Consider the following 21963-nt stretch of genomic DNA (forward strand, 5'->3'; position numbering starts at 1 on the left):
AGAAAATATCATTATATCATCACAACATTAATAAAGTGATTATGTCAATCATTTCGTATATGCCCAACACGTGCTGCTAGTGATGCATGAATAAATAAATCAATGTCGCCGTCCAATACAGCACCCGTATTACTTGTTTCAACATTCGTTCTTAAATCTTTGACCATTTGATAAGGATGCAAAACATAAGAGCGAATTTGATGCCCCCATCCAATATCAGTTTTTGTTGCTTCTATACTTTGGGCTTCTGCCTCCCTCTTTTGTAATTCCCGTTCATAAAGACGTGCCTTCAGCATATCATAGGCCATAGCCCGATTTCGATGTTGCGAACGATCCGATTGACATTGGACAACAATGCCCGTAGGGATATGGGTAATTCTGATTGCACTATCTGTTTTATTAACATGTTGTCCTCCTGCACCTGAAGCACGAAACGTATCAACACGCAAATCTTTATCCTGAATATCTATTTCGATTGTATCATCAATCACAGGATAAACCCAAATGGATGCAAAACTTGTATGTCTTTTTGCTTGGCTATCAAATGGGGAAATCCGAACCAATCTATGCACCCCACTTTCAGTTTTTAACCAACCATAGGCATAAGCCCCTTTAATCCTAATCGTTGCAGATTTAATTCCTGCCTCTTCGCCGCTACTTTCTTCTATCCATTCAATTTTATAATTATGCTGTTCTGCCCATCTTGCATACATACGTAATAAAATTTGGGCCCAATCTTGCGCTTCCGTGCCACCTGCACCTGGATGAATTTCAAGATAGCATTCATTACTATCAGCCTCACCTGACAATAAACTGGCTAGTTCTTGTTGGGACGTTACATGACGCAAACGATGCAAAGTTGCTTCAGCTTCCGCAATAATTTCTTGATCATTTTCAAATTCAGCCAATTCAATAAGAGCAATTGTATCTTCAAGTTCTTTCAATAAATTTTGATACGAATTGATTGAAAACTGTAAATGTGTTCGCTCCCGCATAAGTTTTTGTGCATGAGCGGAATTGTCCCAAAGCTTTGGGTCTTCACATAAATGATCAAGTTCTGCTAACCGGTTTATTGCATGGTCCCAGTTAAAGATGCCTCCGGATAAGATCAAGGGACGCACGAATAGATTGAATGATACTAAGTATTTCTGCTTTCATTATTACCTTTTAATATTTTTATTTTAAAAATTTTTATCCTTAATATAAACCACCTGCATTTCCTGATGGTTCTTCTTGTGAAGGTAATTGTTGCATACCCTCACCATCAGTTATACCAAACATATCACTTTGCGGGATAGCTTCACCCGTGATGACCTGTTGTTGGGATGCATCTGGTTCCGTACCTGGTTTGAAAGCTTCTAAAATAACATTTGACCCTGCATAAGATCTTTGTCCTGTCGTAGCATCAACCCGAATTAATCTTATCCCAGGTGGTATTCTAAAAGGTATACCTGGCTGATCTTTTAAAGCTTCATTCATAAAATCACGAAAAACCGGGGCAGCAACACCTGCACCTGCTTCATTATTCCCTAAACTACGAGGTTGATCAAATCCAAAATAAACCCCCACCGCTAAATCAGGAGAAAAACCCACAAACCATGCATCATTATAATCATTACTTGTCCCTGTTTTTCCAGCTAAAGGTTTTCCTACAGAACGAATTGTACTTCCCGTTCCACGTTGAACAACACCCTCTAAAATCGACACCATCTGATAAGCTGTAAGTGGATCTTCGATCTGAGCACGCGTATCAGTTAATTTGGGGGTAACTTGTTGTTTCCATTCTTCGACAAAACATTCTGGGCAAGTACGTTGATCATATCGGTAAGTAGTTTTACCATTTCTATCTTGAATACGATCAATAAAAGATGGGTCAATTTTTTTGCCCCCATTGACAATCATGGCATAAGCTGTTGTTAATTTCAAAACTGTCGTTTCACCCGCACCTAAGGCCATGGAAAAAACAGGTAACATATTTTCATCAATACCAAATTTTTTTGCATACTCAACAATTTTAGGCATACCAACAGCTTGCGCCATACGGACAGTCATCAAATTTTTTGATTTCTCTACTCCCACACGCATTGTTGTTGGTCCAGAATATTCGTGTGTATAATTTTTGGGTGTCCAAAGAGGCATTCCTGGACCTTGGTTAACAGTTACAGGAGCATCCAAAATTAAAGTTGAAGGTGTGTATCCACTATCCAAAGCTGCCATATAAACAAACGGTTTAAAAGAGGAACCTGGCTGTCTTTTAGCTTGGGTTGCCCTGTTAAATTCGCTCATTTTATAGCTCCATCCCCCGGTCATGGCTAAAACTCTTCCTGTATGAGGATCAAGTGCAACTAATGCTGCCCCTATTTCTGGGATTTGACGCAATGTATATCGATCTTGTTGATCGGAAATATTTTCAACCAAAACCACATCACCCACTGTTAAAACATCTGATGGTTTTGCAACAACTTTACCCCACCCTGTTTTTTTAACAAGACGCGCCCATTTTAGTTCAGCTAAAGGTATGGTTCCTTTTTTGCCATCATTAAATCCAATTGATGCTTCACTATCCGTTAACGATAAAACTACAGCCACTTTCCATGACCCCAAATCAGGGGGAATAGGTAAAGAAGATAGTTTTTGTTGCCAATCATTTTGAACATTAAAATGATTTAATGGGCCCCTATATCCATGACGGCGATCATAATTAAGCATCCCGGCTTTTAAATATTTATCCGCTATAGCTTGCAATCTTGGATCAAGACTGGTACGTACAACCAAACCACCCTTATATAAAACATCATCTCCATAAAGATTAATAATCTGGCGACGTACTTCTTCTGCAAAATAATCGGCCCTTGCTGTTTCTGTTATACCTCGTTGTTTTACTTGCAAAGGTTCGGCAAGAGCGGCGTTTTTTTGGTCTTCAGTAATATACCCATCTTCGGCCATACGACCAATAACCCAATCTCTTCTTGATTTTGCGGCTTCATAATCATGAACCGGATGATAATGGTTGGGCGCTTTAGGTAAAGCTGCTAAATAGGCAGCTTCAGAAACAGTTAAATCATCTAAAGATTTATTAAAATAATTTAAACTTGCAGAAACAACCCCATAATTGCCTGTACCTAGATAAATTTCATTTAAATAAAGCTCTAAAATACGATCTTTACTAAAAGCTTGTTCAATACGGTAAGCTAAAATAATCTCTTTAACTTTCCTGGCTAGGGATAATTCATTTGTTAATAAAAAATTTTTTGCAACTTGCTGGGTAATAGTTGAAGCACCAACTGGACGACGATCTGCACCTTGAATTTTATTAAAAAAATTGGTTAGAAAAGCTTGGACCACACCTGGTAAATCAATACCTTTATGACTATAAAATGTTTTATCCTCGGCTGCTAAAAAAGCATTAATGAGCCTTTTAGGAATAGCCTGAATAGGAACAAAAACTCTGTTTTCTGTTGCATACTCCGTTAATAATCTCCCATCTGTTGCATAAATTCTTGTAACAATTGGGGGATCATAATGGGCCAATTGAGTATAATCAGGAAGATCTTTGGCATAATATTTATAAACCCCAAGCCCAATCGCTCCAGACAAAAGAGCACAAAATATAAATAAAGCACTAATTGTTTTTAAAATATGTGTCATTTTTCACTTTAGCTAAATCATATAAATTTTATTCTGATCTTTAAGGTTAATTGTAAAATTAATCTGGAATTTCTACTCTTTTTTGTAACGCAAAATATCTTTCAACACCAGATAAAATCACACCTGCTAGTTTAGCATGATATTCTGGTGAATTTAAGAGTATTTCATCTTCAGGATTGGATAAATAGCCCATTTCCAAAAGAACGGAAGGAATATCCGGCGCTTTCAAAACGGCAAATCCAGCAAATCGATGTGTATTATGTAAAAGCAATGTGCTTTCTTTTAATTCTTCAACGAGCAGCGTTGCAAACTGCACGGATCTATTCATTGTTTCACGCTGGGTTAAATCAATTAAAATATTACTAATAATTGGACTTTGTTCTGTTAAATCAACCCCTGCAATTAAATCCGCTTTGTTTTCCTTACTAGCCAATGCTTCAGCTTCAGCATCTGATGCTTGTTCTGATAAAGTATAAATAGAAGCTCCACGCAAATTAGGTTGAGAATGCATATCAGCATGCAATGATATAAAAAGATCGCCTTTTACTTGGCGTGCTATTGCTATACGGTCTCTTAAAACTACATATCGATCAGAATTCCTTGTTAGAAAAACTTTATAACGACCAGTTTCTTCAATTAATTTTTTTAACTGAAGCGCCATAGCTAAAGTTATATTTTTTTCTCTAAGATTATGCTCACTAATTGCGCCTGGATCATTACCACCGTGACCTGGATCTAAAACAATGACGATAGGTTTAGGTGTATTGGGTTTAACGGGTAAAGAATTTTGATTTGAAAAAATCGGAACTGTTTTATTTTCTTTAAATGAAGGTTTTGACGGTGGTATTAAATCTTTAAAATCTTCATGGACAATTTTTGGCTCGATTTCTGATGGGGTAGTTTTAACTTCTTGATCCGATTTTATTGTTTTATCCGAATTTTCTACAGGTTTTTCAGATAGAGATGGATTGATATTAGAAGCTGTTTTTTCTATTTGCGCTGGAATTGAAGGTTGAATATCAACCTTTTCTTCTTTACTAGAGTCAATTTTTGATTTTGTTGTTTTTGCCCAGCTTTCAAATTGATTAACTGTACTTTTTTGAAAATCTAAAACCAATCTATAGGTTTTGCGACCAAGGGGTGGTAATAAATCTTGATCACTAATTTTAACAGGATAAGTAAAAGTCAATAGAATTTGTGTTGTATTTTTTTTATAAACAATTTCAGTTTTTGCGATTAATCCCCGGTTTGAAATTAATCCCTGGGCAGATAAAATTTTATTAACAGATCTGACATCCGAATTAGGAATTTCAATTACAATTTTTTTAGGATTAGTTATACCATAAATAGTATAGTTAGGTTTATTTATAAATTCCGCTACAAAACGAGTTTTACCAGGATGTTCCCCTATTCTTAGGGCAGTTAATACTGTCTCTGCAGCATAAAGGGTCCGGGGCACAAATACCCAAATATTTAATAGTAAAAAAATAAAAAAGAAATATCGGTAATATTTAAAAATAAAGGAACGCATACCAATAATTCTATTCAAGATACATCATGATTATAAATAATTACTAAGTACAATTTATTGTAACTTCTAGAAAGTAATTAAAAAATACTTATATAAAATAATGAAAGCTGATACAATATTTATATTATATAATTAAGGGTAGAACCATAAAATTTATAGCTTTACGCTAAATTTTATCTCATTTCTATAAAATGAATTGTATTTTTCAAACCTTAGCAATTGACATTTTTTTAAAACCAGTAAAAATATGATCTTTATTTTAGAGTTTTACAAGACCAAATTCTTATGACCTTTAGTATTTTATACAGCAATTATTTTTATCGCTTAAAAACAATCTCTTTTCTTTCATCATTAATTGTTTTGTTTGAATTCTTATTCTATCGCGATACTATAACAACTCAACAATTTGGCTCTTTTCCTATTTATCACCCTTTTATTAATCAACTTTTCAATTCCCTATTGAATTTTTTTAACAAGTCTCAAGCAAAAATGTATTGGTTCGCTTGGACTTGTAAATTGAGGTATTATTTCTATGACAAAAAAAATGCTTATCGACGTTCTTCAACCCGAAGAAACACGTATTGCCGTTATTGATGGAAAAAAATTAGAAGAATTTGATTTTGAAACTAGTGGCAAAAAACTTATTAAAGGCAATATTTATCTCGCAAAAATTGTTCGTGTAGAACCATCTTTACAAGCAGCTTTCGTAGATTATGGTGGTAATCGTCATGGTTTTTTAGCTTTTAATGAAATTCATCCCGATTATTATAAAATACCTGTCGAAGATCGCGAAGCACTTTTAGACGCAAAAGCTAAAGAACGTCGGGATAAAGCAGCGCAAGAATTATTTCTAGATGATCATTTTGAAGAAATGATTTCTGAAGCTGTACCAACAGAATCATTTCATTCAGAAGATTCTACGAGTGAAAAATCTTCTACTCATCTTGAAATTAATGAAGAATTTAAGTCTTCATCATCTATGCCTTTACAAACCGATTATGGGTATGAACCTAAAATAACCCAGGAAATTTTTATAGATGACACTTTAACACCACGAGAACACTCTGAAAATACTTTCCTCTCAGATACAAATAATGTACAGAAAAATGATCAGTCAGTTCCATTTGTACAAAATGGTTTTTCAGAAAATCCATCTAATGATAATACAACCCCTGTCCTCCATTCATTGGAAGAGAATGTTGACATAACCCTTTCACAAAACCAAGATTTACCGGTCTCTGATGAAAATGATGGAATAGAAAACATACCAAATGATATGTCCGTATCCCATAATACTCGTGCTACCCAACTTTTACGTAAATATAAAATACAAGAAGTTATTAAAAGACGGCAAATACTATTGGTTCAAGTTGTTAAAGAAGAACGCGGTAACAAAGGGGCAGCTCTTACAACCTATTTATCTTTAGCTGGTCGTTATTGTGTTCTTATGCCTAATACAAGACATGGGGGTGGTGTAAGTCGTAAAATTACGTCAAATGAAGATCGTAAAAGATTGAAATCTTTTATGTCTGAATTATCACCTCTTGAAGATATGTCTGTTATTATCCGTACAGCAGGAAGCGAACGGTCCAAAACCGAATTAAAAAAAGACTTGGATTATTTAACAAGATTGTGGTCTGACATACGCGATCTGACTTTACGTTCAACTGCCCCAATTCTTGTTTATGAAGAAGCTAATTTAATTAAACGTTGTATTCGTGATCTTTACGATAAAGACATTGATGAAGTTCTTGTCCAAGGTGAAGAAGCTTATAAACATGCTAAAACATTTATGAAGTTACTTATGCCTAGTCACGCAAAAAAAATTAAACTATATCGTGACGCAAGCATACCTTTATTCCAAAGATTCCAGGTAGAAACCCAACTAGATATAATGCACAATCCAGTTGTTCAATTAAAGTCTGGAGGATATATCGTCATCAATACGACAGAGGCCTTAGTTGCTATAGATGTAAATTCTGGCCGCGCAACCCGGGAAAGAAACATTGAAGAAACTGCTTTTCGTACTAACCTTGAAGCAGCAGAAGAAGTTGCCCGTCAATTAAGATTACGTGACCTTGCGGGATTAATAGTCATTGATTTTATTGATATGGAAGAAACTAAAAATAAAACTGCTGTCGAAAGACGATTAAGAGAATGCACAAGAAATGACCGTGCAAAAATTCAATTGGGATACATAAGTCCTTTTGGTCTGTTAGAATTATCTCGTCAAAGATTACGGCCTTCTTTATTTGAAAGCCATACAGAAACCTGTCCTTATTGCAAAGGTATGGGACATGTACGATCTATTGAATCAACAGCTCTTCATATTTTGCGTTCAATAGAAGAAGAAAAAAAGTATAAATCTTGCACAATTTTAACTGTTACTCTGCCCGTTGCTGTTGCTTTTCATATTTTAAATCAAAAGCGTAAAACAGTTACAGATATGGAGAAACGTAACGGTTATCAAATTTTTTTCAAAGGTGATGATAAACTAATTGCAACGGATTATCGTGTAGATTTTGTTAAAGAACCAATAAAATCTGAAAAAAAATCTTCGACACCTGTTAATTTACCTCCTCTCAATCTGCCAGAAGATCAAAATGGTGATGAACCCGCTTTAAAACAAAAAAATTCTATACCAACGGAAGATGGTACCAACCTGATAGATGAACAAATTCAATTAACGAAAGATAATAAAACACACCGCACTTCATCACCCCAACATGGAAAAAAACGCCATTTAGGGCAAAAAAATAATCCCAAAAGCTATCAAGAAAGAATTATTGAACGTTATCGAAATTTAGACAAAATTGAAGAGGATACAGTAGAAGTATCAAAAACACATAATTTACAACCACCTGAAGAAGATGAAAATTATCTTATGGCTATATCATCAAATTCTTCTATTGAAGAAAATAAACCTGTAAAAAAACAAGATGGTAATCGCCAAAAACGTGGGTATTTTAATAAAAAAGATAAAAGAAAATATTCACCCCATTATAAAAAGAGAACTCATTATAAAGATAAAATATCAGATCAAGAAACTGAGCGTAATGAACATGTTTCTGAATCCAATTTTGTTTCTCCAAGTTCGCTAGAAACGAAGAGTTATAATGAAACACAAAAACATGAAGAAACAGAAAATAGCTCTTTACCTAAGTCTCCTTTTTCTTATGAAGAACAAATGGATCATCCGTTACCTAGAGCTGAAAAAAAAGATGCACGCCAAGGCTGGTGGAGTAAACTAGTAAAAAAAAGTTAGCTTAGCCCTATCTATAGATTAGAAATAATTTTAGTCTACTACGATTACACCTAATCCATTGCCACGCGGATCTGAAGCTACCTCACAACTTTGCTCCTTACCCGGTAATCCTTCAGGACACCAAATGGCATTCACACGTCCAACAATACCACCTTGGTCCAAATTATGCCCATGCTGCTTTAAGGATTCAAGAACAGATTCTTTTTCATTTTCTTCATAAAGAACAACATCTCCAACTGTACTATAATGTAATCTTGGGTTGCCTATTACTTGGTTAAGTTTTTTATCTAAAACATTCGTTTGCATTAAAACATAAATTAAAGAGCTTGCAGCAGTTGCACCACCTGATGCACTTGTCCCATAATGAAAGGCACCTGAATATCCATTTACAACAAGCGCTGGACCCAGTGCATTATACCCATCACCATTTTTACCTGCCGCAGAAGACCATAATATTCCTAAGCCTGGGATAACATGACCATTACCAAAAAGGGCGTTCATTGTAAAATTACAAGCAATAGCCATACCTTCAGCATCTGCAATAACAAAACCAGCAGCCCACGGATTCTGATCTTGATTAATTGGCTGATCAGTTAAGCTTGACAAAGGAGTCATTTTAGTATGAGAAATACCTTCTACTAGATTATCAATATAATCTTCATCAAGTAACTTTTCAATTGATGGGGCTGTTATGTCTCCATTTTGATTTAACCATCGACTTTCTTCTACATACGCACGTTTTAAAAGTTCAACAAAGATATGCGGTTTTTCATCTTCTCTTGCTCCTTGGTATAATCCACTCGTTAAAAAACCATGACCCGATTGAAGCATCAATAAAAACTGTGCTTCAAAAAGGCCATTCGCAGCAGGAGGAGATGCAAAATGAACCATATTACGTCCAAGTTCTAATTTGATTGTATCAACAAAATTAGGTTTTACAGATGCTAACAATTCAGATGTTATAGGAATATTGGACGCCTGGGCAGCTTCGCCAATTTGTTTAGCAAGTAATCCTATATAAAAGTCATTGGCACCTCTTGCACGCAACCCTCCCAAAACGTCTGCTAGTGCTGGTTGAACTAACATACTACCTTCATCAAGTAATGTACCATCAACTTTGGTAAAAACAGCACTTGTTGCGGGATCTTGACGTAAATAATTATCGGCTGTCAGAATTTCACGCGCTAAAGCCCGGCTTACTTTAAATCCTTTACGCGCAAGATTTTCAGCTGGAATAACAACCTCTTGCCATTTTAAGTCCCCATATCGTGCATGTAAGGCCGCCATACCTCTTATAGCTCCAGGTTGGCCTAAATTAGCTTGTTCATTTAACGTATAAGGCAAGAAATTTATAGATTCGGTTCTCGCAGGTTTTTTATCTTTCGGTTTAGCCGCATAATGAACGAGGCATATACCACCCCCCCCTAACCCTACAGATGAAGGCATTGTAACCGTCATTGTAAAATAGGCAGCAGCGGCAGCATCAGCTGCTGTTCCACCAGCTTTTAAGATATCACTAGCAACTTGAATCGTATAAGGTTCATCAGCAACAACTATGCCTAAAAAATCTTGTGTTGCTTCTTTTGTTTCTTCTGCTTGCCAACTACAAGATACTAAGATTAATATTATTGTATAACTAATAAAATAAAAGAATCTTTTCATACTTAAACTTTTTAGATCACAAAAACGAGTTATAAATTTGTACAAAATTTTTCTCTCCTTAAAATACTCTTTAACTATCTTTCTTTTTTTTATGAGCTTATATCCTATTAACATAGTTGATACGGTCAAAGCTGCTCCAACCAATAAAATCAGTTTTATTCGTGATTCAGAAATTGAAAATATCATTAGATCCTATGCAACACCTATATTTAGTGCAGCCAATCTCGAAGCTGATTCTATTCCAGTTTATATCATTGAAGACGAAAATTTAAATGCTTTTGTTGCAGGAGGCATGAAAGTCTTTATTCACACTGGCCTACTTATGCAAACCGAAACTCCAAACCAACTTATTGGAGTTATTGCCCACGAAACAGGCCATATAGCTGGAGGACATTTAGCAAGAGCGCAAGAACAACTGGAAAACGCTACTATCGAAGATATTATTGCAACAGTCTTGGGTATAGGGGCAGTTGTGGCAGGGGGGATAGGTGGTGCGGGCATGGATAATAGAGCGGCTGGGATTCTTTTAAATTCTGGAGCAGGGGTTGGATTACAATCCATGCTTCAACATACGCGAACGCAAGAAGCAGCAGCCGATCAAGCAGCTCTTTCTTATTTAGATCGCACAGGCCAATCATCTAAAGGTTTTTTAGAATTTTTTCAAATTTTAAAAAGTCAGGAAAACATGTTGGGGAGCCAACAAAACGTTTATCTACGTAGCCATCCTTTAACTGAAGATAGAATCAAAGCTGTTCGGGAGCATTTTAATCATTCTCCTTTTTCTTCACGTATTGATTCACCACAAAAACTTGCCTTACATCAACGAATGAAAGCAAAACTTATTGGTTATTTTATGCCTTTACAAACGGTTTTACAACTTTATCCAGAAAGTAATACAAGTGATATTGCCCGTTATGCCAGAGCTTTTGCTTATTACAGATCAAGTCAAACAAATAAAAGTATCGCTTTGATGGATAATCTTCTTCAACAATCACCCAATGATCCTTATTATAATGAATTTAAAGGACAAATCCTTTTTGAAACTGGGCATAATCAAGAAGCATTACCTTATTACCAAAAAGCTGTTGATTTACTTCCCAATGATCCTTTACTTCGTCTGGAGTTAGGACGTGTTGAAATTGAAAGTGAAAATCCACAAAACAATCTTTCAGCTATTACAAATCTTGAAAGAACACTACAAAAAGAACCCGATAATTCAAATGCATGGCGGCTTCTTAGTATTGCGTATGGACGTAGCGGCAATCTTGGTATGGCAGCTCTCGCCCTTGCTGAAGAGCAAAGTGCACGTGGCCACCAAGAGGAAGCCAAACAACAAGCAGAACGTGCTTTAAAATTACTTCCCTATGGATCGCCAGGTTGGTTACGTGCCCAAGATATTCAAAATGAAGCCAAAATTTCTAAAAATAAATAAAAATTCTATCGAAAAAAAAACAAACTATGCTATTTTAAAGAATATTTTTATTATTTAATATTAATAGATATTTACTTAAAAGGTTTCAAAAAATGTAATCCTATAAAATAGGCCAATCTTGTTCCATGCCCCTTAATAAAGATCCACAAGGCGGTGGCTCAAATATAGATGGGACAAAGAATAAGATGTATTGTAGTTATTGCTATCAAAATGGACAATTCACGTCAGAGATGAAAGTTTAAGATATGCAGCAATTAGTTAAAAATAAAATGAAAGAGATGGGTTTTCCTGGATTTATCGCTTCCCTTTTTGTAAGAAAAATTCCTAAACTCTATCAATGGAAACGAAATAATCGTTAAAGCATTATTATCCTATAATATTATTGTCATATATCGATTAAAATGATTTATAATAACCCAGAATCTAAACTATATAAATTTCTTTGTTTTTTATTTGTTATTATAATTTTAAGTTTTGTTATTTATCAAAATAGTTTTTTTACGCAAACGGTGAATAAAATCTTTTTGGATACCCAAAATTTTATTCACTATTTTTATAATGATATACGTCCCATATCAGATCTGGCCAATTCTGTACCCAATCAACATAAATCATCTAACAAAGAATCATCAAAACAAGATCAAATAACTATATTAAAAAAGGATATTTTCTTTAATCTTCATGATCCTTTTTTAGGGGATATAAATGCACCCTATAAAATTGCTTTTTTCTTTGATTACAGATGTTCCTATTGTAAGTCTATATCAACAAAATTGATACAAAGATTACAAACTGAAAAAGATATAAAAATTATTTTTAAAGAATTTCCTATTTTAGGTCCCATATCTATTCTTGCTTCAAAAGCAGCACTGGCAGCGAATAAACAGCAAAAATATTATGAAATTCATCAAGCTTTCATGGATCTAAAACAACCTTTATCCCAAGATATAATTGAAGATATTGCCCAAAAAATTGGACTAAATATGGAACAATTTGATCAAGATATGAATGACCCAGAAATCAACACTATTTTATCAATTAATCAAAATAGTGCTGAAAAACTTGACATAACTGGTACACCAACCTTTATTGTAGATAATCTGATTATTCCAGGTGTCATTGATCCTGAAGAAATGGTATCTTTAATAAAAAATCAGAATATTAATTAACAAATTTGAGATTTTTATTTTCACATGACTTCTAGCGCTAATATTATAATAATTAATGGCCCTAATCTTAATATGTTAGGTATGCGAGAACCAGAAATTTATGGATCAGTAACTTTAGGTGATATAGAAGAACAATGCCATAGTGTGGCCCATGATCTTAATCTTCATATTGATTTTTTTCAATCTAATCTTGAAGGTGATTTAATTAATTGGGTTCAACAAGCACCCGAAACATATGATGGTGTTATTATTAATCCTGCAGGCTACGGTGCCACATCTATAGCTTTACTTGATGCTTTACTTATGACTAAACTTCCTGTTATTGAAGTACATGTATCAAACATTTATCGGCGTGAATCATTTCGCCATCATTCTTATGTAAGTCTTGCCTCCCAGGGAATTATTTGTGGACTAGGGGCACAAGGATATAGTTTAGCATTACGAGCTATGGCAGAAATAATTGGTGTAATAAAGGTAGAAGAATAATGGTAACAAAAAAATTTGATATTGATGAGAAACTTGTCCAAAAGCTTGCGCAACTTTTGACTGACAATAATTTAAATGAGATTGAATTTGAAAGTGGAGACCAACGTATTCGTATTAATAAGGCAGGATCTGGATTGGGGCATGTTATAAACGCACCATCCTCCGTACCAATAAATAGTTCTGTTGTAAATACCCCTATATCTAGTACATTAGATGTATCCCAAGATGCTGTAACATCACCTATGGTTGGGACAATTTATCTTGCGGCAGAACCAGGTGCCAAGCCTTTCATTAGTGTAGGTAACACTGTAAGCAAAGGTCAAACTTTACTAATTATTGAAGCTATGAAAGTTATGAATCCTATTCAATCTCCTAAAAATGGCGTGATAAAAACTATTTTAGTAAGTGATGGCCAACCTGTAGAATATGGCGAACCTCTTGTTATTATTCAGTAAAATTCATGTTTGAAAAAGTTTTAATAGCCAATCGTGGGGAAATTGCGCTTCGTATTCATCGTGCATGCCGGGAAATGGGTATTCGCACCGTTGCTGTCCATTCTACAGCTGATGCCCAAGCTAAACATGTTTTATTAGCCGATGAAGCCGTATGTATTGGCCCTGCGGCGTCTAAAGATAGTTATCTTAACATTCCCGCTATTCTTTCGGCTGCTACAATTACAGGTGCAGATGCCATACATCCAGGTATAGGTTTTTTGTCAGAAAATGCAAAATTTGCCCAAATGGTTGAAGAACATGGTTTTTGTTTTATTGGTCCAAGCCCTGAACATTTATCTTTGATGGGTGACAAAATAAGGGCCAAAGAAGCCGCGATTAATCTTGGTCTTCCTGTCGTACCAGGTTCAGAAGGTGCTATTAAAGGCGATGATGAAGCTATACAAATTGCATCTTCTATTGGATATCCGGTCTTGATTAAAGCTGCGGCAGGTGGTGGTGGAAAGGGCATGAAAATTGCAACCAGTGATGCTGATATGTCCCAAGCCTTAAGCCTAGCCCGCGCAGAAGCTAAAGCTAATTTTGGTAGCGACGAAGTTTATATGGAAAAATATTTATCCCATCCAAGACATATTGAAATTCAAGTCTTGGCAGATCATCATGGGAATGTTATTCATTTGGGCGAGCGGGATTGTTCTCTCCAGCGACGTCATCAAAAATTATTAGAGGAAGCCCTATCCCCTGCCCTTAATTCAGATCAAAGAATGGCTATTGGTGAAACTGTAACCAAAGCTATGAAAAAGCTTGGCTATCGAAGTGTTGGAACGGTTGAGTTTTTATTCCAAGATGGACAATTTTATTTTATTGAAATGAATACACGGCTTCAGGTTGAACACCCTATTTCAGAAATGATCACAGGCATTGATTTGGTACGTGAGCAAATTCGCGTGTCTACCGGATCTTTTCTTGAACTTAAACAAAAAGATGTTGTTTTTAATGGACATGCTATTGAATGTCGTATTAATGCCGAAAATCCAATTGATTTTAGGCCTTCACCCGGACTTGTAACCGATTTTCATGCCCCTGGTGGTTTAGGGATCAGAGTTGATTCTGCGCTTTATGCTGGGTACCGCGTTCCACCCCATTATGATAGTTTAATTGCAAAATTAATTGTCCATGGGAACAGCCGTAATGAATGTATTATGCGCCTTAAACGTGCTTTGGAAGAAATTCATATTGGCGGTATCGATACTGTCATTCCCCTTCACAGAAAATTAATAACCAACAGCGATTTTATTAACGGTGATTATGATATCCGCTGGTTAGAAAAATTTGTTGAGCAAAAATCTTAACCTCGCTTAAAAATTACAGTTAAGCATTAATGACATATTCCCTTACACCCGAACTTGCCCTTAGAGCATATGCCGCTGGTATTTTTCCTATGGCACCAAGTCATGATTCCAACGATATTGATTGGATTGAACCTGAACAACGGGGTATCATTCCTCTTGATCATTTTCACATTCCCAAAAAACTTCACAAAATTTTACGTCGAAAAATTTTTGATGTTCAATGCAATAAAAACTTTGCGGAAGTGTTAATGAATTGCGCCAAACTTACAAAAGATCGTCATGACACGTGGATTAATCAACCTATTTATAATCTTAATTTAGAATTACATAGGTTGGGATTTGCCCATTCTATAGAATGTTGGCACAATAATGAGCTTGTTGGTGGATTATATGGCATCGCATTGGGAAGTGCATTCTTTGGTGAAAGTATGTTTAGTAAGGTCAAAGAAAGCAGCAAGGTAGCATTATGTTATTTAGTATCCCATCTTAAAGTTGGGGGATTTACACTTTTGGATACACAATTTTTAACGCCCCATCTTCAGCGTTTTGGTGCTATTGAAATATCCAAAGCTGATTATAAAAAAAAATTACAAATTGCGTTACAAAAAACGGCGACCTTTTATCCCATAATTGATCAAAAAGATTTTGATTAATTCTTACAATTTACAACCCATAAATCATAAATTGGATCTTCCATGGCAGAAACGGCAGGGCTAGAGGCAAACATCCAACCATTAAAACGGCGTACCGGATCTTCACCTTGTTTCATTTCATCTATTTCTAAAAATGCTGTACTTTCTGGTGTTTCTTCTGGGGGATGTTGATCACAATAACGTACTGTAATAACTAAAGACCCAAATTTTACAGGTTTATTAATTGGGGCAGTAATAGTTGAAACTTTTGCTGTAACTTTATCCAAAGCACCCAAGACTGCAACTTTCATAGGATCAGCATAAGATATAGAGGGCACACAAAGTAAAAAAATAACAAAAAATCTAAAAAAAAAGAAAACCATTTGAAATTTATTGATTTTGATAAGGGTTAGACAATTGATCAATAGCTTGGTGAAGTATATCACGAATTTGCTGTTCGTCACATCCCATAATTAATGCATCATCAAAAAGATCACGCATCATCACATTAAATTCGTCAAGATTTTCTTGAAGCATTTTAATTTTTTCTTTACATGCAATCAACTGACCATCAGCTTGACGCCATTGAATACGGGGCATAAAAATAACCTTATACTTATAACATTTTATTCTTATATAAAATCTTAATTTATTACAAAATATATATGATCAAAACAACTGAATAAAACAAAAATTTAAATAGATAATCATGGATTAACTGATCTTCTTGTTGCATAAGCTTTATCAAATTCTTCTTTTGTGTAAATTGCTTTTGCCACAAGATCAATAACATTAATAGATCCCTGGGTAAAATTAATTTGATCCCCATGGGCCAAATAAATCATATCCCCACCTGGTTGAATTTCAACATAACTATGTCCCATTAATCCGATATTTAGAACACGCAAATTAGAATCAGCAGGTATTTTTAAAATTTTATTGGTAATATATAACGTCACAATTGCTTCAAAATTATCTGGATCAAGTCTTATTCTATTAATCTCGCCAATCTTCTTACCCCCTAAAACAACATCACTTCCGACAGCTAAGCCATCCACCCTGTCAATTCTAGCATGCAATTTATAACCGTTTTCATCAATTTTATCTTCATTAATAAAAATAACAAAGACAATAAAAATAGCACTAACAATAAGTCCAACCACTATTTCTTTAATATCTATTTTTTGCATCAGAATTTATATAATTTAGTTTTGGGGGGTAGTAGTATTAGGAGATGAAGTGGTACGTTCCGCAGCCTTAAAAATAGCTTGGGCAACTAAATCCATCACATTTAAAGCACCTTGGGTATTTGTAAATTCCCCTTCTGGTTGTAATAAATTAGGTGAAATTCCAGGTTCTAACGCCAAATAATTATCCCCCAACAAACCATTGCTTAAAATTCTGACATTCGTATCAACTGGTAGCTTAATTCGTTCTTCAATATTAAAGGTAATAATCCCTTCAAAAGTTTGGGGGTCAATTTTTTCATCTGTTATTACCCCTATTTTTACCCCAGACAATCTAACATCACTTCCAATTGTAAGACCATCTATACGGTTAAACCGTGCATGAGCTTGATAACTATTAATTGATGTATTCAACTGGACCGTTGAATAGGCAAAAATTAAAAACCCAAAAGCAACTACAATAACAACAGCACCAATAAGTGTTTCAATAATATTACGTTTCATAGGAACTAATCAATAAATCCTTATTTTAAACTTAAGATGATGGGGTCCAAGGTTGATAATCTAAAGTATCAAGTACCCCAATTTGTGTTGGTCTTGGTGTATAAGCATGAACCGTACCTGTTAAATTTGGAATATGTGTTTTTTGCCAAGAAAATTTTGGAATTCCTCTGTTACTTGGAATCCGATCATAGGTATGATGAAGCCATCCATGCCATTCTGCTGGTACTTTACTTGCATCATTCAATCCTCGATAAATAACCCATCGTTTCGCACGTCTATGTGCATGGCGATGTCGGGTTTGATAATAAGAATTTCCTAAATAATCACAGCCAACTTTTTTTCCAAAAAACAAACTATAGATTTGTAAGCACAATTTCATAACAAACATATCCAAAAATACTTTGATTTCAACGAACCATAATTTAGGCTCATCATCCTATAAAATCAATACAATTTCATAGGAATTTCTACCTAACCATATCAATCTTAGTGTATAAACTTGAAATTGAATTAGTTTTTTTGATAATTTAAATCTACATATTTTGATAAAGTTAAATTAGATATAGTAATCAAAATGAGATGATTTTTTCTTTTTATATAAGAACATAAATAAAACAAATAAATTTTAGATATAAGAACAATAATTTTTTTATTAGGATTATTCCCACTTTTATATATTTCTTTATTTTTTTTAAAAAAGAACTTGCCAAATCATCCAAACTCGATTTAATCTACATTTAGTATATGATTATGGAGAAAAACACCATAATCTGTATATGTCACCGTAATTTTAAAACAACAATCCTTCATTAAATAGCTTTTAAAAAGCTCTATTATCATTAGCATAAGGGGAGAATGATATGAGATTCGAACGGCACTTCACCAAATCAGGGGTATCACCATACCAAGATTTCACTTTTCACAAAACAAGTAGTGAAATTCGTAATCCCGATGGATCGGTTGTGTTTTGTTTAAAAGACATTGAAATTCCAACCCATTGGTCCCAAGTTGCAAGTGACGTAATAGCTCAAAAATATTTTCGCAAAGCAGGTATCCCCACACGATTAGTTCCCGTTGCTGAAATTGGTGTTCCAGAATGGCTATGGCGCCGTAAGGCTGATGATCAAGCTTTAGCATTCCTACCTGCATCTGAACGCTATGGGAGCGAAAAAAGCGCATGCCAAGTTTTCGATAGAATGGCAGGAACTTGGACTTATTGGGGCTGGAAGGGTGGCTACTTTGATGGGGAAGAAGATGCAGCAGCCTTTTATGATGAAATGCGTTATATGATGTGTCGCCAAATGGGTGCCCCTAATTCCCCCCAATGGTTCAACACAGGATTATTTTGGGCTTATGGAATCGATGGCCCTGCCCAAGGCCATTACTATGTTGATTTTAAAACTGGTGTTTTACAATCTTCCACCTCGGCCTATGAACATCCCCAACCTCATGCATGTTTTATCCAATCTGTCAGTGATGATTTGGTCAATGAAGGTGGCATTATGGATCTTTGGGTTCGTGAAGCACGATTGTTTAAATATGGATCAGGTACAGGCAGTAACTTTTCCCATTTACGTGGGGATGGCGAAGAATTATCTGGTGGTGGTAAATCATCAGGGTTAATGAGCTTTTTAAAAATTGGCGACCGCGCCGCTGGAGCCATTAAATCAGGTGGTACAACAAGACGCGCAGCTAAAATGGTCACGGTTGATCTTGACCACCCAGATATAGAAGAATTTATCAGTTGGAAAGTTATCGAAGAACAAAAAGTTGCAGCCCTTGTGACCGGATCAAAAATTGTTCAAAAACATTTGAAAGAAATTTTCAAAGCATGTCAAAATGATAAAATGTCAGGCGATGTATTTTCACCAGATGATAACCGTGATCTTAAACTTGCAATTAAACAGGCAAGAAAATCTTTGGTATCAGAAAATTATATTCAACGTGTTATTCAATTTGCCCGTCAAGGATACAAAGATTTAGAATTTTCTACCTATGATACAGATTGGGATTCCGAAGCATATCGTACGGTTTCAGGCCAAAATTCAAACAATTCCATCCGTATTCCTAACACTTTTTTTGAAGAATTATTTAAAAATGGGTCTTGGGATCTGGTAAGACGAACAGATAAAAAAGTTCATAAAACCATTAAAGCCCAAGATTTATGGGAACGCATTGCAGAAGCCGCCTGGGCATCCGCAGATCCTGGGGTTCAATATGACACAACCATTAATGAATGGCATACCTGTCCTGAAAGTGGTCGCATTAATGCATCTAACCCTTGTTCTGAATACATGTTTCTGGATAATACGGCATGTAACTTGGCCTCTTTGAATTTGATGACTTTCCGTCAAGATAATGGTGCTTTTAATATTAAGGCGTTTGAACATGCCGTAAGGTTATGGACCGTAACCCTAGAAATTTCTGTTCTCATGGCCCAATTCCCATCACGTGAAATTGCCAGTCTTTCTTATGAATATAGAACTTTGGGTCTTGGTTATGCCAATATTGGTGGGCTGCTTATGGCCTCAGGCATTCCATATGATAGTGCTGAAGGACGGGCCATGGCTGGTGCTCTCACCGCTTTGATGACAGGTGTAGCTTATGCAACATCTGCAGAAATGGCAGGCCAACTTGGAAGTTTCAAGGGATACAAAAACAATAAAGATGCGATGTTGCGCGTTATGCGTAATCACAAGCGCGCTGCCTATAGTACCAATGATGGGTATGAAGGTTTATCTGTTTTACCTGTACATCTTGATGAACATAATTGCCCTTCCCCTTCTCTTGTGGCTGCTGCCCGTAAGGCATGGGACCAAGCTTTAGAACTTGGGGAACAATATGGTTATCGTAATGCCCAAACCACTGTTATTGCCCCAACTGGGACAATTGGATTGGTGATGGATTGTGATACAACAGGTATTGAACCAGATTTTGCGCTAGTTAAATACAAAAAACTAGCAGGCGGTGGGTACTTTAAAATTATTAACCAAATGGTTCCTTATGCCTTAGAAACATTAGGATATAATGAACAACAAATTAATGACATTATAGGATATGCACTAGGTCATAATTCTTTGGAACATGCACCTTTCATTAATCATGAAACACTCACCCAAAAGAATTTTACCAAAGACGCCCTAAATACTTTAACTGATGCCCTAAAAAACACTTTTGATATTCGTTTTGTCTTTAACCGCTGGACATTGGGGGAAGAATTTTTAACAAAAACTTTAGGCTTTACCGATATAGAGCTTGGGGATCCAAATTTTGATTTATTGACGTCTCTTGGATTCAGCAAAGAAGAAATTGACGCGGCCAATACTTATTGTTGTGGGGCCATGACGCTTGAAGGCGCACCCCATATCCGTCCAGAACATTTACCAGTTTTTGACTGTGCTAATCCTTGTGGTCGTATTGGGAAACGTTATCTTTCAATGGAAAGTCATATTCGCATGATGGCAGCTACCCAACCTTTTATTTCAGGTGCGATTTCAAAAACAATTAATATGCCAAATTCTGCCAGCGTTGAAGATTGCAAAAAAGCCTATCTGTTATCCTGGAAATTGGGGTTAAAAGCCAATGCACTTTACCGCGACGGGTCAAAATTATCGCAGCCTTTAGCCTCAACAGTTTTGGGTGATGATGCCGATGATATAGAAGAAATTGCAGAAAGCAGCAATGCCCATAAAGCCCCAATTGTGGCGGAGCGAATTGTGGAACGTATTATTGAAAAAGTTATTCGCGCGAAACGTGAACGTCTTCCATCGAGACGTAAAGGCTATACCCAAAAAGCCAACGTTGGGGGGCATAAGGTTTATTTGCGTACAGGCGAATATGAAGATGGAACCTTGGGTGAAATTTTCATTGATATGCACAAAGAAGGTGCAGCCTTCAGAAGCTTGATGAATAATTTTGCTATTGCTATTTCTATTGGATTACAATATGGCGTACCTTTAGAAGAATTTGTTGAAGCCTTTACCTTTACCCGTTTTGAACCATCAGGTATTGTCGAAGGCAATGATGCCATTAAAATGGCAACATCCGTTCTCGACTATATTTTCCGTGAATTGGCAATTTCTTATCTTTCCAGACATGATTTGGCCAATGTTGGGATGCAAGATTTACGTCCAGATACCTTAGGCAATGAAATGTCCCATGAACAACCAACTGATCAACGTCAAATTAATCTAAACACAGTCAAACGTTTTGCCAGCACGGGATATGTAAGAAGCAGCAATTTAATTGTTCTTCATAACAATGAACCAATTATCCAAAACCAACAAACGGCTCAGCAAGCTAATATGATGTCAACTACTATGGATAATCATGAACCTATGGCTATTGCTGTTGGTCAAGATCAAGCTATTGGAACCTATAAATCAAATCTTATGTCCAAAGGAATGGTTGCCTCCCAATTGAATGAAGGAGGTAAAAACATAGATGCTCATGACCCTAAAATAGCCACAGATACTAAAATGGCCATCGATAGTAAAATAGACCGTGTTCGTGAGGCCAAACTCAAAGGATATGAGGGAGATGCCTGTAATGATTGCGGGAACTTTACCTTGGTTCGCAATGGGACATGCCTTAAATGTACCACCTGTGGATCAACCAATGGATGCAGCTAATATAAAAGGTCG

The 21963-nt window shown here is 35.7% G+C and carries 18 protein-coding genes; 9 read left to right on the forward strand and 9 right to left on the reverse strand.

Going from position 1 to position 21963, the window contains the following annotated elements; translation table 11 throughout:
- Window positions 1–44: 44 nt before the first annotated feature.
- The 3 genes from prfB to K1X44_02130 form a co-directional block, all read right to left on the reverse strand.
- Window positions 45–1158 (reverse strand): peptide chain release factor 2 gene (gene prfB, locus K1X44_02120; protein MBX7146086.1). Its coding sequence is split into 2 segments (ribosomal slippage): window positions 45–1088 and window positions 1090–1158, totalling 1113 coding nucleotides; the frame shifts between segments, so codons are not numbered across the junction.
- A gap of 39 nt (window positions 1159–1197) precedes the next feature.
- Window positions 1198–3648, reverse strand: coding sequence for a penicillin-binding protein 1A (locus tag K1X44_02125; GenBank protein MBX7146087.1), 2451 nt, complete (start codon window positions 3646–3648; stop codon window positions 1198–1200).
- A gap of 58 nt (window positions 3649–3706) precedes the next feature.
- On the reverse strand, window positions 3707–4870 hold the full coding sequence (locus K1X44_02130) for an N-acetylmuramoyl-L-alanine amidase (protein MBX7146088.1): 1164 nt from the start codon (window positions 4868–4870) through the stop codon (window positions 3707–3709).
- Window positions 4871–5711: 841 nt separating this feature from the next.
- On the opposite strand from K1X44_02130, the gene K1X44_02135 reads away from it, so the two are divergent.
- Window positions 5712–8444 carry a ribonuclease E/G gene (locus tag K1X44_02135; GenBank protein ID MBX7146089.1) on the forward strand — a complete coding sequence of 911 codons (2733 nt, stop codon included), beginning with the start codon at window positions 5712–5714 and terminating at the stop codon, window positions 8442–8444.
- A gap of 30 nt (window positions 8445–8474) precedes the next feature.
- Here K1X44_02135 and K1X44_02140 read toward each other — a convergent pair whose 3' ends face one another.
- Window positions 8475–10106 (reverse strand): gamma-glutamyltransferase family protein, encoded by a 1632-nt coding sequence (locus K1X44_02140; GenBank protein ID MBX7146090.1) that lies wholly within the window; start codon window positions 10104–10106, stop codon window positions 8475–8477.
- A gap of 91 nt (window positions 10107–10197) precedes the next feature.
- Here K1X44_02140 and K1X44_02145 point away from each other — a divergent pair, with 91 nt between their 5' ends.
- The 7 genes from K1X44_02145 (at window position 10198) to aat (ending at window position 15650) form a co-directional block, all read left to right on the forward strand.
- A complete protein-coding gene (locus K1X44_02145) occupies window positions 10198–11538 on the forward strand; it encodes a M48 family metalloprotease (GenBank protein ID MBX7146091.1) in 1341 nt (446 codons plus the stop codon).
- A gap of 125 nt (window positions 11539–11663) precedes the next feature.
- Entirely contained in the window at window positions 11664–11780 is a 117-nt protein-coding gene (locus K1X44_02150; protein MBX7146092.1) for a zinc ribbon domain-containing protein, read from the forward strand.
- Window positions 11781–12047: 267 nt separating this feature from the next.
- Window positions 12048–12707: a DsbA family protein gene (locus K1X44_02155; protein MBX7146093.1), complete on the forward strand. Its 660-nt coding sequence runs from the start codon at window positions 12048–12050 to the stop codon at window positions 12705–12707.
- Window positions 12708–12731: 24 nt separating this feature from the next.
- Window positions 12732–13193 carry a type II 3-dehydroquinate dehydratase gene (gene aroQ, locus K1X44_02160; GenBank protein MBX7146094.1) on the forward strand — a complete coding sequence of 154 codons (462 nt, stop codon included), beginning with the start codon at window positions 12732–12734 and terminating at the stop codon, window positions 13191–13193.
- Window positions 13193–13648 carry an acetyl-CoA carboxylase biotin carboxyl carrier protein gene (accB, locus tag K1X44_02165; protein MBX7146095.1) on the forward strand — a complete coding sequence of 152 codons (456 nt, stop codon included), beginning with the start codon at window positions 13193–13195 and terminating at the stop codon, window positions 13646–13648. The genes aroQ and accB overlap by 1 nt, the downstream gene beginning before the upstream one ends.
- A gap of 5 nt (window positions 13649–13653) precedes the next feature.
- On the forward strand, window positions 13654–14997 hold the full coding sequence (gene accC / locus K1X44_02170) for an acetyl-CoA carboxylase biotin carboxylase subunit (protein MBX7146096.1): 1344 nt from the start codon (window positions 13654–13656) through the stop codon (window positions 14995–14997).
- Between the two features lie 29 nt (window positions 14998–15026).
- Window positions 15027–15650 carry a leucyl/phenylalanyl-tRNA--protein transferase gene (gene aat, locus K1X44_02175; protein MBX7146097.1) on the forward strand — a complete coding sequence of 208 codons (624 nt, stop codon included), beginning with the start codon at window positions 15027–15029 and terminating at the stop codon, window positions 15648–15650.
- Here the strand turns inward: aat and K1X44_02180 are convergent.
- The 5 genes from K1X44_02180 to K1X44_02200 all read right to left on the reverse strand — a co-directional run bounded on the left by K1X44_02180 (window position 15647) and on the right by K1X44_02200 (window position 17708).
- Window positions 15647–15940: a DUF2155 domain-containing protein gene (locus K1X44_02180; protein MBX7146098.1), complete on the reverse strand. Its 294-nt coding sequence runs from the start codon at window positions 15938–15940 to the stop codon at window positions 15647–15649. The genes aat and K1X44_02180 overlap by 4 nt on opposite strands.
- Before the next feature lie 79 nt (window positions 15941–16019).
- Window positions 16020–16229, reverse strand: coding sequence for a hypothetical protein (locus K1X44_02185; protein ID MBX7146099.1), 210 nt, complete (start codon window positions 16227–16229; stop codon window positions 16020–16022).
- Between the two features lie 107 nt (window positions 16230–16336).
- Window positions 16337–16819 carry an MlaD family protein gene (locus K1X44_02190; GenBank protein ID MBX7146100.1) on the reverse strand — a complete coding sequence of 161 codons (483 nt, stop codon included), beginning with the start codon at window positions 16817–16819 and terminating at the stop codon, window positions 16337–16339.
- 15 nt (window positions 16820–16834) lie between these two features.
- Window positions 16835–17320, reverse strand: a complete 486-nt coding sequence (gene mlaD, locus K1X44_02195; protein ID MBX7146101.1) for an outer membrane lipid asymmetry maintenance protein MlaD — start codon at window positions 17318–17320, stop codon at window positions 16835–16837.
- Window positions 17321–17351: 31 nt separating this feature from the next.
- Window positions 17352–17708: an NADH:ubiquinone oxidoreductase subunit NDUFA12 gene (locus K1X44_02200; GenBank protein ID MBX7146102.1), complete on the reverse strand. Its 357-nt coding sequence runs from the start codon at window positions 17706–17708 to the stop codon at window positions 17352–17354.
- Between the two features lie 472 nt (window positions 17709–18180).
- On the opposite strand from K1X44_02200, the gene K1X44_02205 reads away from it, so the two are divergent.
- Entirely contained in the window at window positions 18181–21951 is a 3771-nt protein-coding gene (locus K1X44_02205) for a vitamin B12-dependent ribonucleotide reductase (GenBank protein MBX7146103.1), read from the forward strand.
- Window positions 21952–21963: the final 12 nt, after the last annotated feature.

This window comes from Alphaproteobacteria bacterium, assembly GCA_019695395.1.
Lineage (GTDB): Bacteria > Pseudomonadota > Alphaproteobacteria > JAEUKQ01 > JAIBAD01 > JAIBAD01.

What these genes read in the sequence shown, in the direction of transcription:
- K1X44_02125 (MBX7146087.1), bottom strand. Translation starts at nt 3,648, where the DNA reads ATGACACATATTTTAAAAACAATTAGTGCTTTATTTATATTTTGTGCT.
- K1X44_02135 (MBX7146089.1), top strand. Translation starts at nt 5,712, where the DNA reads ATGACAAAAAAAATGCTTATCGACGTTCTTCAACCCGAAGAAACACGT.
- K1X44_02140 (MBX7146090.1), bottom strand. Translation starts at nt 10,106, where the DNA reads ATGAAAAGATTCTTTTATTTTATTAGTTATACAATAATATTAATCTTA.
- K1X44_02145 (MBX7146091.1), top strand. Translation starts at nt 10,198, where the DNA reads ATGAGCTTATATCCTATTAACATAGTTGATACGGTCAAAGCTGCTCCA.
- K1X44_02150 (MBX7146092.1), top strand. Translation starts at nt 11,664, where the DNA reads ATGCCCCTTAATAAAGATCCACAAGGCGGTGGCTCAAATATAGATGGG.
- aroQ (MBX7146094.1), top strand. Translation starts at nt 12,732, where the DNA reads ATGACTTCTAGCGCTAATATTATAATAATTAATGGCCCTAATCTTAAT.
- accB (MBX7146095.1), top strand. Translation starts at nt 13,193, where the DNA reads ATGGTAACAAAAAAATTTGATATTGATGAGAAACTTGTCCAAAAGCTT.
- accC (MBX7146096.1), top strand. Translation starts at nt 13,654, where the DNA reads ATGTTTGAAAAAGTTTTAATAGCCAATCGTGGGGAAATTGCGCTTCGT.
- aat (MBX7146097.1), top strand. Translation starts at nt 15,027, where the DNA reads ATGACATATTCCCTTACACCCGAACTTGCCCTTAGAGCATATGCCGCT.
- K1X44_02180 (MBX7146098.1), bottom strand. Translation starts at nt 15,940, where the DNA reads ATGAAAGTTGCAGTCTTGGGTGCTTTGGATAAAGTTACAGCAAAAGTT.
- K1X44_02185 (MBX7146099.1), bottom strand. Translation starts at nt 16,229, where the DNA reads ATGCCCCGTATTCAATGGCGTCAAGCTGATGGTCAGTTGATTGCATGT.
- K1X44_02190 (MBX7146100.1), bottom strand. Translation starts at nt 16,819, where the DNA reads ATGCAAAAAATAGATATTAAAGAAATAGTGGTTGGACTTATTGTTAGT.
- mlaD (MBX7146101.1), bottom strand. Translation starts at nt 17,320, where the DNA reads ATGAAACGTAATATTATTGAAACACTTATTGGTGCTGTTGTTATTGTA.
- K1X44_02200 (MBX7146102.1), bottom strand. Translation starts at nt 17,708, where the DNA reads ATGTTTGTTATGAAATTGTGCTTACAAATCTATAGTTTGTTTTTTGGA.
- K1X44_02205 (MBX7146103.1), top strand. Translation starts at nt 18,181, where the DNA reads ATGAGATTCGAACGGCACTTCACCAAATCAGGGGTATCACCATACCAA.